Here is a 16,852-nt window from a genome sequence, read left to right as displayed (position 1 = left end):
CGCGCTGTCAACGGTCGATGACGAATGCGGTGCGATCCTCAGTAGGAGGCGGCGTCCTCCGCGCCCGTGCCCCGACCGCCGGCGGATCGCGCCGCGAGATCGTCCAGGATCACGCGGGTCGCGCTCGTGCCGAAGCGAGTGACTCCCGCCTCGCGCATCTCCAACAGGGTGTCCAGGCCGCGGACGCCCCCGGATGCCTTGACCTGGACTCCTGGACCGACCGAGGCCCGCATCAGACGCACGTCATCCAGGGTCGCTCCGCCCCCGGCGAAACCGGTCGAGGTCTTGACGAAATCGGCGCCCGCCCGCTCGGCCGCGCCGCATGCCGCGATCTTCTGATCGTCGTCGAGCAACGCCGTCTCGAGGATGACCTTCACCACCTGGTCTCCGGCGGCCTGCTTGACGGCACGGATGTCCTCCTCCACATCGTCCAGGAGACCGCTGCGCAACCGGCCGATGTTCAGCACCATGTCCAGCTCGAGGGCCCCGTCCTCGAGCGCCTGGCGTGTCTCGGCGACCTTGGCCTGCGTGGTGGTGGTCCCGTGCGGGAAGCCGATGACCGTTCCCACGGCAACCGGCGAGCCGGCGAGCCGCTCGACCGCGTGCGCGACATCACTGGGACGTACGCACACGCTGAAGATGCTGTATTCGCGTGCCAGCTCCAGATCGGCGTCGACCTCGGCTCGGGTCAGCTCGGGCTTGAGGATGGCGTGATCGATCTCGCCGGCGATCTCCGCGACAGAGAGCAACGTGGTCATGTGCCCAGCCTAAGAGGTCGCGCCGTGTCTGGGCGAGCGGTCCGCGCCGGACGGCGGGGCGTGGACTCCCCGTCGTCCGGGCGTGTTTCCATAGATCCATGCCCACGCACGTCTCCGTCGACTCCGGGCCTCGTGTCCACCCGGCGAGGCCTACCGCGTGAGCACCACCCTCCACCCCCGTTCCGAGCGGCCCGCGACCGATACCGAAGGGTCCCCTCGTCCGGTTCGGCACCTCGCGGCACTGGACGGACTGCGGGCGATCGCCGTGGTCCTGGTCCTGGCGTATCACGCCGATCCGGATCGTTTCCCTGGAGGCTTCGTCGGTGTCGACGTCTTCTTCGTGCTCAGCGGCTTCCTCATCACCGCCTTGATCCTGCGCGAGGCGCAGTCCCGAGGACGTCTCGCGTTGCGACGCTTCTGGCTGCGCCGCATACGCCGGCTCGCCCCCGCCCTCCTGGTGATGGTCGCGGTGACCAGCGCCATCACGCTGGCGGTCGGCAACGACACCGGTGCCGGGCTACGGAGTCAGGTCCTCGGCGCCCTCACCTGGACCAGCAACTGGATCCAGATCCACGAGGGCTGGTCCTATGCCGATGCCAGCGTCCCACCGCTGCTCAACCACCTCTGGTCGCTGGGCATCGAGGAACAGTTCTATCTCCTGTGGCCGGTCCTCATACTCGGCCTCCTCACGGTGACCAGCCGAACGGCGAGCCGACGGATCGTCCTCGGACTCGCCCTCGTGTCCGCCGCGCTGATGGCGGCCTGGTACGTCACCGCCGACCCGACGCGCGCCTACATGGGTCTCGACTCGCACGCTTTCGGGCTGCTGCTGGGTGCCGCCACCGCGCTCGGCAGCGCCCCGCACCTGCTGCGGGACGGCTTCGCCGCCGCCACCGAGAAGATGCGGTACACCGCCCTCGGACTCCTCGGCCTCGGCGTGCTCGCCGTCTACACCCTCACCGTGCCCTGGGACAGCGACCGGACCTTCCTCGGCGGTCTCGCGCTCGCCAATCTCGCCACCGTCGGCCTCGTCCTGGCCGCGGCCAACCCGACACCGCTCGCGCGAGCCCTCGGCTGTGCACCGTTGCGGTGGCTCGGCGAGCGCTCCTACGGCATCTACCTGTGGCATTGGCCGCTCCTGGTCATCGTCACCCGCCTCGTTCCCGGCGAGCACCGGGTGCCGGCCGGCTGGCTGGCGGTGCTCGCCTCCGTGCCGGTGGCAGCCCTCTCCTATCGTTTCATCGAGTCGCCGATACGACGCGACGGTGCCCGGGCCACGATCAGCCGGTGGGGGGCGCAGATCCGCGGAGACGAGACGGTCTACCGCCCACGGCGCACCCGCCCCCTCGCCCTGGCCGCGCTCGCCGTGCTCCTCACGGCGTCGGTCGCCGTCTGGAAGGCTCCGGCGGAGTCCGATGTCGAATCGGCGCTGCGCGAAGGTCAGCGCGCCGTCTCCGCCTCGATCGAATCATTGGAGGAGCCGGCGCAGCCCGATGCTCCGCCCGCCCCGCCCGATGCGTGCCGCGCCGTGGGTGCGAACGAGGCCGTCAGCGCCTTCGGTGACTCCGTCACCGTCGCCGTGGCTCCTGCGCTCCTCGAGCGCCGCCCCGGCTCCTCTGCCGTCGCCGTGGTCGGCTGGCAGTACGGGGATGTCGCCGGCGCGGTCCGGGAAGCCGCCGCGCAGGGACAGCTCCATCCCACTGTGCTCATCGCCACCGGCACCAACGGTGAGATCGACGCCGCCGACCTGGACGCCCTCGTCGGGAACGAGCTCGCCGACCGGCAGGTCGGGCTCGTCGCCCCCTATGTCCCGGGCCGCTCATGGAGCGACCAGTCCCTCGCGGCGGTCCGGAGCGTGGCCGAGGCCCACGACAATGTCCACCTGATCGACTGGAACGCCCTCGCCTCACAGCATCCGGAGATCACCGGGACCGATCAGGTGCATCCGACCGGTCATGGACAGGGCGTGTTCGTCGACCAGGTCGGCCAAGCCCTCGCCGTCTGCTGATGCAAGCGCGCGCCGTGATCGTCGCGGGCCCCTCGGGCTCCGGCAAGTCGCATCTCGCCGCCCGCCTGGGATGGCCGGTACTGCGGCTCGACGACTTCTACTACGACGCTGATCACCCGTCGCTGCCCATGAGTCCCCTGGGACTTCCCGATTGGGACGATGTGCGGAGCTGGGATCGGGACGAGGCGATCCGTGCCATGGAGGAACTGTGCCGGACGCGCGCCACCAGCGTGCCGGTCTACGATCTCTCACGCAGTGCGCGCATCGGCAGCCATCGGGTCGAGGTCGTCGGTGACCGGTTCATCGCCGAGGGTCTCTTCGCCCCGGATATCGTCGCCGCCTGCAGGGAGCGCGGCCTGCTGGCGGATGCGATCTGTCTCGTGCGGCCGCGCCTGCTGACCTTCGCGCTTCGACTGGCCCGTGATCTGCGGGAGTCCCGCAAGCCGCCCGGTGTGCTGCTGCGCCGCGGGTGGGCGCTGATGTCGACTGAGCAGGCGGTCGTCGCGCGCGCGGTGGCGGCCGGATGCCGTCCGCTGACCCCGGCACGTGCCCGGCGTGAGCTGACCGCCTCGCTCTGACGACATCCGACCATGGCGGCGGTAGTCCATCAACCTCATCGGGGCCGGATGAGGTTGACAGACTACCTCCACCGGAGCGGAAGGGTTGATGGCGTACCGCCGCCGGTGGCGGTCAGGCGCCGTAGCCGGGCTTGATGACCTCGTCGATGAGCTGGAGCCGCTCGTCGAAGGGCAGGAAGGCGCTCTTCATCGCATTGACCGTGAACCAGCGCAGGTCGCCGACGGAATAGCCGAAAGCCTCGCTGAGCAAGGTCAACTCCCGGCCGATCGAGGTCTGGCTCATCAGCCGGTTGTCCGAGTTCACCGTCACCCGGAAGCCGAGCTCGGCGAGCAGCGCGATCGGGTGGTCCGCGATCGAGGCCGCCGCCCCGGTCTGGACATTGGACGAGGGGCACAGCTCGAGCGGGATGCGCCGGTCGCGGATGTACGCCGCCAGCCGGCCGAGGCGCGGACGGTAGCCCGAGACGTCGATATCGTCGACGATCCGCACGCCGTGGCCGAGTCGGTCGGCTCCGCAGCGCTGGACGGCCTGCCAGATCGATGGAAGTCCGAAGGCCTCACCCGCGTGAATCGTGAAATGCGCATGCTCCCGGCGCAGATATTCGAAGGCCTCCAGATGCAGGATCGGTGGGAAACCGTCCTCGGCACCGGCGATATCGAAGCCGAAGACCCCGCGATCGCGGTAGGCGACGACGATCTCGGCGATCTCCAGTCCACGCGAGGCGTGCCTCATGGCCGTCAGCAGCTGTCCGACGACCATTGTCCCACCGGCTGCGCGGACGGCCGCGACACCTTCGTCGATACCCTCCTGGACCGCCTCGACCGCCTCGGTGAGGCTCAGCCCTGCCTGCTGGTGCTGTTCGGGAGCCCAACGGAGCTCGGCGTACACGACCCCATCGGCGGCGAGGTCCTCCACGGCCTCACGGGCCACACGACGCAGGTCCTGCGGCCGCTGCATCACGGCCACGGTGTGCTCGAAGGTCTCCAGATAACGTTCCAGCGATCCCGAACTCGACGCCTCGGCGAACCAGGCGCCGAGCGTCTCGGCCGGAGCCGGAAGCTGATGACCGATCTCGGCGGCGATCTGCGCGACCGTCGCGGGCCGGACTCCGCCGTCGAGATGCTCGTGCAACGCGACCTTCGGCAGCCCGGCGATCTGCTCCGCGCTGGCCCGACTCATCCGGCCGTCCCCCCGTTGTCCATGAGCAGCACGACGGCCTCGGCCACACAGGCGGGTGTGTCCTCACCCTCGATCTCCACCGTGTGCTGGAAGGTCACCTGCTGGCCCTTGGCGATATCGCGCACCTCCAGGACCGTCACCCGGTCGCGGATGCGCGAGCCCACCCGGACCGGCGTGATGAACCGGACCTTGTTGAGGCCATAGTTGACCCGCGCGAGATCGCCCGCGAAGGCGTACACCTGGGCACCGAGGAAAGGCAGCATCGACAGCGTCAGGTAGCCATGGGCGACCGTCGCGCCGAAGGGGCCCTCGGCCGCGCGCTCGGGATCGACATGGATCCACTGACGATCGCCGGATGCGTCGGCGAACATGTCGATGCGATCCTGCTCGATCGGCATCCACGCGCTGACCCCGAGTTCAGTACCCGCGGAGTCGGCGATCTCTTGACGATTGTTCAGCACACGCATGGCCCGACCCTAACCAATCCGGTCGATCACGACGGGACGCAGGTCACATCCGGTGTCGTCGATCGTCCACGCGCCGGCGAGTGCCGCCGCCGCGCGCTCGAAGCGCTCCGGGGTGTCGGTATGGAGGGTCGCGAGCGGTTGTCCGAGGCGGATCGGGTCACCCGGTTTGGCATGCAGCTCCACACCAGCGGCGGCCTGGACCTCCTCCCCCGGACGACTGCGTCCCGCTCCAAGCCGCCACGCGGCGACGCCCACGGCCATCGCGTCGAGGCGGCCCAGCACGCCATCGGTCTCGGCGAGGATCACCTGCGTCTCCGCCGCCTGCGGCAGCGCCGCATCCGGGTCGCCGCCCTGCGCCGCGATCATGCGCCGCCAGACATCCATGGCACGCCCCGAGGCCAGCACGTCCGCGGGGTCGACGTCCTCGCGGCCCGCGCCGGCGAGCATCTCGCGTGCCAGCGCGAGGGTCAGCTCGACGACATCGGCCGGCCCGCCCCCGGCCAGCACCTCGACGGACTCCCGGACCTCCAGCGCGTTGCCGGCGGTCATGCCGAGCGGTGTGTCCATATCGGTCAACAGAGCGACCGTGCGCACACCGGCATCCTCACCGAGCGCGACCATCGTCGCCGCCAGCTCGCGGGCGTCCCGCTCCCTCTTCATGAAGGCGCCCGATCCGGTCTTGACATCGAGCACCAGCGAACCGGTTCCCTCGGCGATCTTCTTGCTCATGATCGAGCTCGCGATGAGCGGCAACGACTCGACGGTGCCCGTGACATCGCGCAGCGCATACAGCTTCTTGTCGGCGGGGGCCAGGCCCGATCCTGCCGCGCACACCACCGCGCCGACGTCCTCGAGCTGCGCGAGCATCTCCTCATTGCCCAGATGAGCCCGCCAACCGGGGATGGCCTCGAGCTTGTCGAGGGTCCCGCCGGTATGTCCCAGCCCGCGTCCGGAGAGCTGCGGCACGGCGACCCCGCACGCGGCGACCAGGGGCGCCAGCGGAAGCGTGATCTTGTCGCCGACGCCGCCCGTGGAGTGCTTGTCCGCGGTCGGGTGCGACAGCCCGCTGAAGTCCATCCGCTCGCCGGAGGCGATCATCGCGTGGGTCCACCGGGCGATCTCGCCGCGATCCATGCCGTTGAGATAGATCGCCATCGCCAGCGCGGCCATCTGCTCCTCGGCGACGACGCCGCGCGTGTAGGCATCGATCACCCAGTCGATCTGATGTTCCCCGAGCACCTGACCGTCACGCTTGACGGCGATCACCTCGGTCGCATCGAACGGCTCCTTGGCCACCGTGTTCACTCCTTCGCTCGTACGGGGATGCTCTCGTAACCGCGCAGCACCCAGGTCGGACGGCGCGGCGCGGGCTCGGCGAGAGCCAGAGCGGGCAACCGGTCGAGCAGAGCACCGATCGTCAACTGCAGCTCGAGGCGCGCCAGCGGGGCGCCGAGGCAGAAATGCAGACCCATGCCGAAGCCCACGTGCGGATTAGGGTCGCGCGCGACGTCGAACTCGTCGGCACGCTCGAAGACCGCGGCGTCCCGATTCGCCGAGCCCATCAGACAGGCCACCTTCTGACCCTCGCGGATCGTGACTCCCTCAACCTCGATGTCTCCGGTCGCCGTGCGCTCGAACAGCTGCAGCGGAGCGTCGTAGCGGATGAGCTCCTCGAGCGCCGTCTCGACGGATACCTCACCACCGCTGACGCGCGCCAGCTGCGGACGATCGGCCAGCAGCGCATGCATGCCGTTGCCGAACACATTGACCGATGCCTCGTGCCCGGCGTTCAGCAGCAGCACCACCGAGGCGACGAGCTCGTCCTCGCTCAGACGAGTGCCGCCATCGCGTTCGGCGATCAGGTCGGTGATGAGGTCCTCACCGGGGTGATCCCGGCGATGGGCCACGACGCCCCGCACATAGCCGGAGAACGCCTCGCTCGCCTCGATGGCCGCATTCCTCGTGTCGGCATCGACATCGGGCTCGTACATGTGCACGATCGCCTGCGACCACCGCCGCAGGTCGTGATGATCGGCACGCGGGACGCCGAGGAGATCGGCGATGACGAAGACGGGCATCGGTTCGGCATAGGCCGCGAGGATGTCGACGTGTTCACCGTCGTTCACCTGCTCGATCACCCCTCCGGGAGCGTCGAGCAGGGAGGCCGCGAGGTCGGCGATGCGCGGGCGCATCCGCTCGACATGGCCACGGCCGAAGGCTCCCGCGACCAGACGGCGCAGCCGGGTGTGCGCAGGAGGCTCGTTCTCCATCATCTGGTTGCGATGCAGAGCGTTGAACGGCTCCATCTCGTCGAGGGGCGCCTGATCGGTCCAGATCCGACCGAAGCGCCGGTCCCGCAGCACGGCGCTCACCGCACCGTGGGTCGTGGCGAGCCAGACGCCCCAGGTATCGTGCCACACCACCGGCGCCCGTGAACGCAGGTCGGCCAGCACCGGATAGGGATCGTCGAGGAAGCCGGGGTCCGAGGTGTCCAGGCGGGCGGCCGTCATGCAACCACCACCGCGGTGGAAGATCGCGCAGATGACTCACCAGGCATAGGTCTCCTCGTCACTGCTGCAGGTCGGTCTCGTCGAAGGCATCGGGAAGCACCTCGGACATCGACACCGGGCCTCGTGGGGTCAGCACCTGGCAGTCCGCTCCTCCGTGCTCCCAGATCAGCTGGCGACAGCGCCCGCAGGGCATGATCGGCTTCCCCTCGCCGTCCACACAGGCGACCGCGCGCAGGCGTCCTCCGCCGGTCGAGTGCAGTGCCGAGATCATCCCGCACTCCGCGCACAGGGCCACGCCGTAAGCGGCGTTCTCGACATTGCAGCCGAGCACCACTCGGCCGTCCTCGACCAGTCCCGCCGCTCCGACGCGGTAGGACGAGTACGGCGCATAGGCCCGGCCCATGACCTCGGTGGCATATCGGGTGAGGGCGTCCCAGTCGACGGGGGCCGCAGCCGAGGTGAATCCGAATCCAGCGCTCATCCGGCTTGTCCCTTCCGATACGGTTTTCCGTCCGCTGCCGGCATGCGCAGCCGTTGCGCGGCCACTGCCAACACGAACAGGGTGAGGATGTAGGGGGTCATGCCGGTGAAGTCCGAGGGCACGGAGTCCACCGCCAGATACCAGGCGAAGAGAGCCACGGCGATGCCGGCGACCACATAGGCCGTCATCCGCTCACCGCGACGGAACTTCAACGCGGCATAGCCGAGCAACAGCACCGCGAGGAGCAGCAGGATGGCGTGCACCAGAGGTCCGTTATTGGACAGCAGGCTGATGCCGTCGGCGTACCCGAACATCAACGAGCTCGCGAGCACGCCGGTGGGATTCCAGTTGCCGAAGATCATCGACGCCAGGCCGATGTACCCGCGTCCATTCGTCTGCCCGGTCGTGAACGACGAGGAGGCCACCATCGCGAGATAGGCACCACCCAGTCCGGCGAAACCGCCCGAGATGACGACCGCGATGTACTTGTACAGATAGACGTTGACGCCCAGTGTCTCGGCCGCCTGAGGGCTCTCGCCACAGGATCTGAGCCTCAGGCCGAAGGGCGTTCGCCACAGCACCCACGCCGTGAAGGCCACGAGCAGCAGGGCGAGGATCGTGAGCAGCGAGAGGCGGGTGGTGACCCCGGCGATCGCGCCCGCGACATCCGAGATCAGGAACCACCGTTGCTCTGACACCCAGCGCGCCGCCGAGGAGATGCCGGGGATGGTGACCTCTCGGGGCACCGCGTATCCCGACAGATTCCGCGGACCGCCGCCTTCGTAACCGTCGAAGAAGGTCTGCGCCAGGTAGCCGACGGCTCCGAGGCCGATGATATTGATCGCGACACCGGAGATGATGTGGTCCACGCCGAAGGTGACGGTGGCCAGCCCGTGCAGCAGCCCACCCAGGGCGCCCATCGCGATGGCGCCGGCGACTCCCGCCCAGGCGCCGAAGTGATAGGCGAAGAAGGCGGCTCCCCAGGTGCCCAGCAGCATCTGGCCCTCGAGGCCGATGTTCACGATCCCGGCGCGCTCGGCCCACAGACCGCCGAGGCCGGCGAGCAGGATCGGGCAGGCCGCGATGAGTGCGAGCCTCAGCGTGCCAGGCGTGGTCATGCGGTTCTGATCGGTCAGCACGCGCACGAGGGACACGGTGATGAGGACGGCCAGCACGACGATCCACGTCAGGTACCGCACCTGCCGGACCGCCGCTGGGGAAGCGATCGTGCGCGTCATGCCCGCACCCCCTCGCTCGTCGCGCCCAGTTCTCGGGCGACGCTCTCCTGTTCGCGCCGGGCCTTGACCCGCCGGGAGATCTCGAAGGCGATGACGACCATCAGCACCACCACGCCCTGGGTGATCTCGACGACATCGCGGCCGACGCCCACGCTCTGCAGACGATTCGACTGCGTCGAGAGGAAGGCGAACAGGGTGGCGCCGAAGAAGATGCCCAGGGACGTGTTGCGGCCGAGCAGCGCGACGGCCAGCCCCGTGAAACCGAGACCGCGCTGGAAATACTCGGGGATGCCGAAGGTGTGCGTGCTCCCGAAGAAGCTGGGCATCCACACCAGCCCGGCGATCGCACCGGAGATCGCCATCGTGATGAGCACCATCTTCTTCGGATTGATGCCATTGGCCAGGGCCGCGGTCCGCGACTCACCGGCGGTCCGCAGGTCGAAGCCGAAGCGCGTCCACCCGAGCAGGAAGGAGTAACCGACGGCCACGATCACCGCGAGGATCGAGAGGGCCCAGACATCGGGCGCCCCGGAGAAGATCCCGAACCCGAGCGGCTGACTCGACGGCGGGATGGTGCCGGTCGTGAAGGTGTACCCGCTCTTGGAGCCGTAGGTCTTCACGAGATAGCCGGCCAAGGTGAGCGCGACATAGTTCAGCATGATCGCCGAGATGACCTCGCTGACGCCGCGGGTGACGTTCAGGACGGCGGCGATCATCGCCCACGCCATACCGGCGAGCATCGCCACGACGAGCGTGGCGAGGATGTTCAGCGGACCCGGCACGATTCCCGACCCGGCGAAGAAGGCACCGGCGCATGCGCCGATGATGTACTGCCCCTCGACGCCGATATTGAAGATATTCATGCGGAAGCAGATCGCGGCGGCGAAGGCCGACAGCGCGATCATCGAGGCCTGGTTGACGATGATCACCAGATCACGCTGTCCGGGGACCGAGAGCATGGCCTCGAGGAAGCCACCGACCGGCGCCCCCGAGATCCAGACGATCGCAGCCGTGGCCAGCAGCGCCGCGGCGATCGCCACCAGGGTCGGCACGATCGAGTACGTCACCATCTGCGTGACCCGGCGGACGAGCTGGCTCATGCCGCCACCGCCTCGAAGAAGACGAACAATAGGCGATGCCGGCATGAGAGAGACCCCACCGTTCGCTCGCCGCGCTCGCTCATGCCGCGCCTCCTGTCATGGCTGTGCCGAGCTCCTGGGCGGTGACTTCGCGAGGATCGAGCTGGGCGGTGAAATGTCCGCGCAGGATCACCTCGAGACGATCGGACAGCCCGATGAGCTCGTCGAGATCAGCAGAGATCAGCAGCACGCCCAATCCCTCCTGGCGCGCTCGGCGGATGTGGTCCCAGATGGCGGCTTGGGCACCGACGTCGACGCCACGGGTCGGATGCGAGGCGAGCAGCAGGATCGGATCCCCGCTCATCTCTCGTCCGACGATGAACTTCTGCTGGTTGCCGCCGGAGAGGGCCCGCGCCGTGGTGTGCACCGAGGGGGTCCGCACGTCGTAGGCGTCGATGATCCGCTCGGCGTCCCGTCTGGCTCCGCCGGGACTGAGCAACGGTCCGCGTACTGCCGGAGCAGTGGTCTGGTGCCCGAGGATCCGGTTCTCCCATAGGGAGAAGTCGAGGACCACACCGTGACGATGCCGGTCCTCGGGGATGAATCCCACCCCCCGCTCCCGGACCTTCCGCACGGACAGCCGCGTGATGTCCTCCTCGGCGAGCACGATGCTGCCCTCGGTGGCTCGCCGCATGCCCATGATGACCTCGACGAGCTCAGTCTGACCGTTGCCCTCGACACCGGCGATCCCGACGATCTCGCCTCGGTGGATGGTCAGGTCCAGATCGGCCAGCAGGGTGCGTCCGGTGTCGTCGACGAGCGAGATGGAGCGCAGCGAGAGCACCGGCGTGTCGGTCACCGTGTCGGCACTCAGCTCGGGACTCGGCAGTTCGGCCCCGACCATCAGCTCGGCCAGCTGCTGACGCGTGGCCGTCGCCGGGTCGGCCGTGCCGACCGTGGTGCCACGCCGCATCACCGTGATGTCGTCGGCGATCTGGAGCACCTCGTCGAGCTTATGGGAGATGAACAGCACCGAGCAGCCCGAGGCGACGAGCTCGCGCAGATTGGCGAAGAGAACCTCCACCTCTTGCGGCACCAGGACCGCCGTCGGCTCGTCGAGGATGATCAGTCGCGCTCCGCGGTACAGCACCTTGAGGATCTCGACGCGCTGTCGCGCGGCCACCCCCAGTTCGGCGACACGGACGTCGGGGTCGATATCGAAGCCGAACTCGGCGGAGATCTCACGGACCCGTCCGCGAGCCTTCTCGCCGATGCCGTGCATCTTCTCCGCGCCGAGCACGATGTTCTCGAGCACGGTGAGATTGTCGGCAAGCATGAAGTGCTGGAACACCATACCGATGCCGGCCTCGATCGCATCGGTCGGCGAGGAGAAATGCCGTTCCCGGCCGTCGACGACGATGGTGCCGTCGTCCGCGCCCTGGACGCCGTAGAGGATCTTCATGAGAGTCGACTTCCCGGCGCCGTTCTCGCCGATGAGGGCGTGGACGGCCCCGGCTCGGATCGTGAGGTCGACATCGTGATTGGCGATGACGCCGGGAAAGCGCTTGGCGATCCCCCGCAGCTCCACCTGCATGCTCTGCCCCTGCTCTGACATCGTCGTGATCGGGCGAAGGCCCGGGGTCGCACCGTCAGGCGCGACCCCGGGCCGTCGATTCAGCGTCTCACGGCTCCGCGGGAACCTCGAGGTCGCCGTCGATGATCTGCTGCTTGTAGTCGTCGATCTCGGTGACCAGGTCCGCGGGGAGGAAGTCACCGGAGGTCGAGTAGTCGACACCCTCGTCGGCGAGCGTGAACTCGGTGTAGCCCGACAGCGGCTCACCGTCGAAGGCCGCGGCGATGAAGTCGTACGTCGAGACGTCGACCCGCTTGAGCATCGAGGTCAGGATATGCGGCTGCTGCTCCGGCGAGGCGGTCAGGTACTGATCGGAGTCGACGCCGATCGCCCAGAGATCGGCGCTCGTCACGGCATCGAAGACACCGATGCCCGAAGCACCCGCGGCGTGGAAGATGACATCCGCGCCGTCGTTGATGAGCCCCTCCGCGGCCGCCTGGCCACCGGCCGGGTCGCCGAAGCCGCGGGGATCGGACTCCTCGATGTAGGTCGTGACGACCTCGGCATCGGGATTGGCCTCCTCGACGCCCGCCTTGAAGCCGGCCTCGAACTTCTGGATGAGCGGATTGTTCACGCCGCCCACGAAGCCGACCGTGTTGCTCTCGGTGGTCTCGGCCGCCGCGACACCGACGAGGAACGAGCCCTCATTCTCGGCATAGGTCAGGTAGGCGACATTGCAGTTGACGTCGTCCTCGGTCGGGTCGAAGCCGTCGATGACGGCGAAGGAGACATTGGGGTAGTCCGGCGCGACCTTGTCCACCGACTCGCTGTACGCGAAGCCGACGCCCACGATGACGTTGTAACCGTCATCGGCGAAGCCGCGGAGCCGCTGCTCGCGGACCTCCTCGCTCTCGTCGGAGGCGGCCTCGCCCTCGGTGCCCTCGAAGCCGAACTCGGTCTGTGCCCTCTCCAGGCCGGCGTAGGCCGCGTCGTTGAAGGACTGATCCCCGCGTCCGCCCACGTCGTACGCGAGCGCGACCTGTGGATCGCCCTCGAGCTCCACGGCCTCGCACTGCTGCCCGTCGGCGTTGTCGTCACTGTCGTCGTTGTCAGCCGCGGTGCCGCAGGCACTCAGCACGACTGCTGCGGCGCCGACTAGCACGGCAGCCTTGGTCAGATGGCGCACTTCTCCTCCTCGTCTCGCACCAGCGCGTCTGGCACGTTCACTGCACGTGGCCGACCCTAATCGCGGTGACGGGAGCTTGGGGAGGGGCGGAGAGCTATTCAACGCCCCTGACACCGATTTGTAACCTGTGCGGCGCGATACGACGGCTCCGACGGTGAGCCTCCCGCGACGGTACCCTGAGGCCATGGACGCCATCTCCTCCCCGATCGTCGTCGGACACGACGGTTCGGCCTTCGCCGACACGGCTCTCGCATGGGTGCTGCGGTGGGCGGACGTCACCGGTCTCCCGGTCACCATCGCGCGGGCCTGGACCCTGCGCACCGCTCCCCGGCCGTCTACCTGGGAACACGGCTATGTGCCGCCCGCTGCCGATTTCGAGCAGGCCGTCCGTGAGCGCCTCATGGCCGACACGCGGACGCTCGTCTCGCAGTACGGCACCGTCGAGGTCTCCTATGCCACTCCCCGCGGTCCCGCCGCGAACGGACTGCTGACGCTCGCCGAGGGGGCGAGCCTGGTCGCGGTCGGGCCGCGCGGTCTCGGCGGGTTCAAGGGCCTCGTGCTCGGCTCTGTCAGCGAGGCAGTGGTGCGGCACGCCTCCTGCCCCGTGGTCGTCGTGCGCGACAGCGAGGATCCTGCCCGCAGCGACCGAGTGCTCGACCTCGACAGCTGATCAGCTGCTTTCGCGAGAGCACATCAGGCGTCGAGCGGGCGCGCGGCCACACCGGCGAGCACCCGTGCGCCGACGGAGATCGCCTGCTCGTCGACTCGCAGATTGCCCTGGTGCAGGTCGTAGGTCGGTCCGTCGGGAGTCCGCGTCCCCAGGCGTCCCATCGCACCCGGGATGGCCTCCAGGTACCAGGCGAAGTCCTCTCCTCCGAGACTCTGCGGAGTGCTGGCCGCTCCCTTGACGCCGAGCGTCTCGGTCACGGCCTGACGCAGGCTCTGCGTCGCGGCGAAGTCGTTCACGACCGGTGGGACGCCCCGCGTGTAGGTGATCTCGGCGGTCACGCCGAAGGGCTCGATGATGTCAGCGATGAGTCCTCGGACGAATCTCTCGGCATCGTGCCAGGCCGCCGAGTCGAGCATCCGCAGTGTGCCGGTCAGCTCCCCGACGGAAGGGATCACATTGGCGGCATTGCCCGCGGCCACCTGGCCCCACACCAGGCTCACGCCGGCACGGGGATCGAAGCGGCGCGACAGCACCGCCGGCATCTGCGTGATGAGGCTGCCCAGGGCGTAGGTGAGGTCCTCGGTGAGGTGTGGCCGGGAGGTGTGGCCGCCTCGGCCGCTCAGCACGACATGGACATGGTCCGACGCCCCGGTGATGGGGCCCTCGCGCAGCCCCACCTGTCCGACATCGAGCGAGGGATCGCAGTGGAGCGCGTAGATGCGCGCCACCCCCTGCAGCGCGCCCTCGCGGAGGACCCGCAGCGCCCCACCGGGCATGACCTCCTCCGCCGGCTGGAAGAGCAGTCGTACCCGGACCGGGAGGCCGTGCTCCTCGTGCGCCCGGGTCAGCGCGTGTGCGGCACCGACGAGCGCCGAGATGTGGACGTCGTGGCCGCAAGCGTGCGCGATACCGGGCTGCCGCGAGCGCCACGGATCCTGAGTGGCGTCCAACACCGGAAGGGCGTCGAGATCGGCGCGCAGGGCGACGATCGGCCCCTCGGCGGGACCGACGTCCGCCGTCAGGCCGGTGCCGATGTCCAGGCGCTCGTACCGCAGACCGAGCTTCTCCACCTGAGCGACCACGACATCGGTCGTGCGGTGCTCCTGCCATGAGAGCTCGGGGAAGGCGTGCAGGTCGCGACGCAGCTCGATCAGATCGGGGGTGATCTCCTCGATGGTCTGCGCGATGACGTCCTGGACACTCACCGGCCCAGGGTACCGCTCACTGCTCGAGCACCCGCAGCGCGAGAGCGTCGAGGGTTGCCGTCCGGCGCTGGCGCCTCTGAGGTGGTGGTGGATTCGGCACCTCTCAACGCGGTTGAGAGGTGTGTAATCCACCGCTCTCGCACGGGATCACGGAGCATCGGGGGTCAGGGATGCTGATCGAGCCCGTCCTCGAGGAGATGTGCTCGGGGTGCGCGCCGCGGCACGAGGCTGCGCAGGCTGACGTGACGTACGCGAGCGTAGGCCAAGCCCGCGACACCGATGCCCACGCCGACGATGGCGCCGCTGATCACCAGTGCGGCGCGTCCGCCCAGATGCTCTCCGAACCAGCCGATGATCGGGGCACCGAGCGGGACACTGCCCATGAACACCATGAGATACAGCGAGACGACACGGCCGCGCATGGACGGCGTGGACGTCATCTGGATGAGGGCATTCGCCGTCGTCGCCGTCGTCAGGACGCTGAGCCCGACGAGAGGGAGGATCGCCGCATAGGACCAATAGGTCGGCATGATGCCCGAGGCGATCTGAGCCAGCGAGAACGCCAGACCGGCGCCCACGATGAACCTCAGCCGTGGATGGCTGCGGCGAGCGGCGAGCAGTGCGCCCGCCAGCGATCCGATGGCCAGGATGGAGCCGAGGACGCCGAACTCCCCCGCGCCCTTGCCGAAGACCTCCGTGGCCATGAGCGCCGAGGTGATCTGGAAGTTCATGCCGAAAGCCCCGAGGAAGAACACACAGGTGAAGAGCAGGAGCAGATCGGGACGCGAACGGACATAGCGCAGACCAGCCCGGACGGCACCCCGTCCTCGCCCGACCATCGGCGGACGGTGCAGGGCGGTGCCGTCCAGCACGGCCAATGCCACCAGGGTGAAGCCGTAGCTCAACGCATTGAGGAGGATGACCCAACCGGTGGCGTCGACCCCCGAACCGAGTGCTGCGATCAGAAGTCCGGCCAAGCCAGGACCGATCAACCGCCCGGAGTTGAAGGAGGCGGAGTTCAACGAGACGGCATTGGCGAGCCGCTCGATATCCACCATTTCGCTGACGAAGGACTGCCGCGCGGGCGCCTCGAAGGCACGGGCGCTGCCGAAGACGAAGGTCAGGACGTAGACGTGCCACGGTTCCACCAGGCCGGTGACCGCGAGAACGCCCAACGCGCCACAGGGCAGCGCCATGCCGATCTGCATGATCGCCAGCAGGCGCCGTTTGGACATCCGGTCCGCCAGCACCCCGGCCATGGGCGAGAAGAGCAAGGACGGCAGCAGCTGGAGCGCGACGGTGATACCCAACGCCGCACCCGAGCCGGTCAGCTGCAGGACCAACCAGGCCTGCGCCGTGTTCTGCAACCAGGTGCCGATATTCGAGACGAGGCCGCCCGTCGCGTAGATGCGATAGTTGCGGATCGAGAGCGCGCTGAAGGTGGGGCTCACTCGGACTCCGCCAGCCGCGTCAGGATCGGTGTCGCATCCCGCAGCAGCCGTCGCTCAGTCTCACTGAGGGCGGCGAGATGCTGTTCGAGCCAGGCGTCCCGTCGTTCGCGTTCATCGGCGAGGATGCGATCTCCTTCCGCCGACAGCTCGATGAGCAGCTGGCGGCCGTCATCGGGATGAGGGGCACGCGAGACATAGCCGCACTCGACCAGGTGATTGAGCACTCGGGTGATGGACGGCGGACGGACCCGCTCCACGGCGGCGATCGCACCGGGTGTCGCCGGGCCGATCCGAGCGACCACGCCGAGCACCGACAATTGGGTCGGAGTCAACGTGGACTGACGCTCCTGGCGCAGTCGGCGGCTGAGGCGGGCCACCGCCATAGCGAGTCGTTGAGAATCCGTCGGCACGCCCTTTAGCTTAGCTCATTACCCACGCTAAAGACATGCCATCGACCAGCGCCGGATC

The 16,852-nt window shown here is 68.6% G+C and carries 16 protein-coding genes; 3 read left to right on the top strand and 13 right to left on the bottom strand.

The features are described from left to right. Nucleotides 1-38 precede the first annotated feature (38 nt). Complete coding sequence (gene deoC, locus BHE97_RS06345) at nucleotides 39-758, bottom strand: deoxyribose-phosphate aldolase (protein ID WP_170931299.1); 720 nt, start codon at nucleotides 756-758, stop codon at nucleotides 39-41. Between the two features lie 157 nt (nucleotides 759-915). Here deoC and BHE97_RS06340 point away from each other — a divergent pair, with 157 nt between their 5' ends. Next, the gene (locus BHE97_RS06340; protein ID WP_170931298.1) at nucleotides 916-2,766 is read left to right on the top strand and encodes an acyltransferase family protein; all 1,851 of its coding nucleotides are present in this window, start codon (nucleotides 916-918) and stop codon (nucleotides 2,764-2,766) included. Beyond that, complete coding sequence (locus BHE97_RS06335; RefSeq protein WP_087623191.1) at nucleotides 2,766-3,344, top strand: ATP-binding protein; 579 nt, start codon at nucleotides 2,766-2,768, stop codon at nucleotides 3,342-3,344. Before BHE97_RS06340 ends, BHE97_RS06335 begins: the two co-directional genes overlap by 1 nt. A gap of 112 nt (nucleotides 3,345-3,456) precedes the next feature. Here the strand turns inward: BHE97_RS06335 and BHE97_RS06330 are convergent, their stop codons facing one another. The 9 genes from BHE97_RS06330 to BHE97_RS06290 all read right to left on the bottom strand — a co-directional run bounded on the left by BHE97_RS06330 (nucleotide 3,457) and on the right by BHE97_RS06290 (nucleotide 13,058). Beyond that, nucleotides 3,457-4,524, bottom strand: a complete 1,068-nt coding sequence (locus tag BHE97_RS06330; RefSeq protein ID WP_087623190.1) for an adenosine deaminase — start codon at nucleotides 4,522-4,524, stop codon at nucleotides 3,457-3,459. Further along, complete coding sequence (locus BHE97_RS06325; RefSeq protein WP_087623189.1) at nucleotides 4,521-4,991, bottom strand: MaoC family dehydratase; 471 nt, start codon at nucleotides 4,989-4,991, stop codon at nucleotides 4,521-4,523. The genes BHE97_RS06330 and BHE97_RS06325 overlap by 4 nt, the downstream gene beginning before the upstream one ends. Before the next feature lie 9 nt (nucleotides 4,992-5,000). Further along, nucleotides 5,001-6,287, bottom strand: coding sequence for a thymidine phosphorylase (locus BHE97_RS06320; RefSeq protein WP_087623262.1), 1,287 nt, complete (start codon nucleotides 6,285-6,287; stop codon nucleotides 5,001-5,003). Between the two features lie 5 nt (nucleotides 6,288-6,292). Next, the gene (locus BHE97_RS06315) at nucleotides 6,293-7,501 is read right to left on the bottom strand and encodes a cytochrome P450 (protein WP_087623188.1); all 1,209 of its coding nucleotides are present in this window, start codon (nucleotides 7,499-7,501) and stop codon (nucleotides 6,293-6,295) included. A gap of 58 nt (nucleotides 7,502-7,559) precedes the next feature. After that, nucleotides 7,560-7,982, bottom strand: coding sequence for a cytidine deaminase (locus BHE97_RS06310; RefSeq protein WP_087623187.1), 423 nt, complete (start codon nucleotides 7,980-7,982; stop codon nucleotides 7,560-7,562). After that, nucleotides 7,979-9,220, bottom strand: a complete 1,242-nt coding sequence (locus tag BHE97_RS06305; protein ID WP_087623186.1) for an ABC transporter permease — start codon at nucleotides 9,218-9,220, stop codon at nucleotides 7,979-7,981. The genes BHE97_RS06310 and BHE97_RS06305 overlap by 4 nt, the downstream gene beginning before the upstream one ends. Then, on the bottom strand, nucleotides 9,217-10,320 hold the full coding sequence (locus BHE97_RS06300) for an ABC transporter permease (RefSeq protein WP_236757550.1): 1,104 nt from the start codon (nucleotides 10,318-10,320) through the stop codon (nucleotides 9,217-9,219). The genes BHE97_RS06305 and BHE97_RS06300 overlap by 4 nt, the downstream gene beginning before the upstream one ends. A gap of 79 nt (nucleotides 10,321-10,399) precedes the next feature. Then, nucleotides 10,400-11,914 (bottom strand): ABC transporter ATP-binding protein, encoded by a 1,515-nt coding sequence (locus BHE97_RS06295; protein WP_087623185.1) that lies wholly within the window; start codon nucleotides 11,912-11,914, stop codon nucleotides 10,400-10,402. A gap of 67 nt (nucleotides 11,915-11,981) precedes the next feature. Beyond that, complete coding sequence (locus BHE97_RS06290) at nucleotides 11,982-13,058, bottom strand: BMP family ABC transporter substrate-binding protein (RefSeq protein WP_236757549.1); 1,077 nt, start codon at nucleotides 13,056-13,058, stop codon at nucleotides 11,982-11,984. A gap of 184 nt (nucleotides 13,059-13,242) precedes the next feature. Between BHE97_RS06290 and BHE97_RS06285 the strand changes: the two genes are divergently transcribed. Then, the gene (locus BHE97_RS06285) at nucleotides 13,243-13,728 is read left to right on the top strand and encodes a universal stress protein (RefSeq protein WP_087623183.1); all 486 of its coding nucleotides are present in this window, start codon (nucleotides 13,243-13,245) and stop codon (nucleotides 13,726-13,728) included. A 23-nt stretch (nucleotides 13,729-13,751) separates the two neighbouring features. Here the strand turns inward: BHE97_RS06285 and BHE97_RS06280 are convergent, their stop codons facing one another. The 3 genes from BHE97_RS06280 to BHE97_RS06270 all read right to left on the bottom strand — a co-directional run bounded on the left by BHE97_RS06280 (nucleotide 13,752) and on the right by BHE97_RS06270 (nucleotide 16,794). Then, a complete protein-coding gene (locus BHE97_RS06280) occupies nucleotides 13,752-14,933 on the bottom strand; it encodes an amidohydrolase (protein ID WP_087623182.1) in 1,182 nt (393 codons plus the stop codon). Nucleotides 14,934-15,097: 164 nt separating this feature from the next. Further along, nucleotides 15,098-16,384, bottom strand: coding sequence for an MFS transporter (locus BHE97_RS06275; RefSeq protein WP_087623181.1), 1,287 nt, complete (start codon nucleotides 16,382-16,384; stop codon nucleotides 15,098-15,100). Further along, complete coding sequence (locus tag BHE97_RS06270; RefSeq protein WP_201791334.1) at nucleotides 16,381-16,794, bottom strand: MarR family transcriptional regulator; 414 nt, start codon at nucleotides 16,792-16,794, stop codon at nucleotides 16,381-16,383. The genes BHE97_RS06275 and BHE97_RS06270 overlap by 4 nt, the downstream gene beginning before the upstream one ends. Between the last annotated feature and the right edge of the window lie 58 nt (nucleotides 16,795-16,852).

It is taken from the genome of Aeromicrobium sp. PE09-221 (genome assembly GCF_002174305.1).
GTDB lineage: Bacteria > Actinomycetota > Actinomycetes > Propionibacteriales > Nocardioidaceae > Aeromicrobium.
Note: the sequence above shows the minus strand (reverse complement) of the source record. Positions and strands in the feature narration are given on the sequence as shown.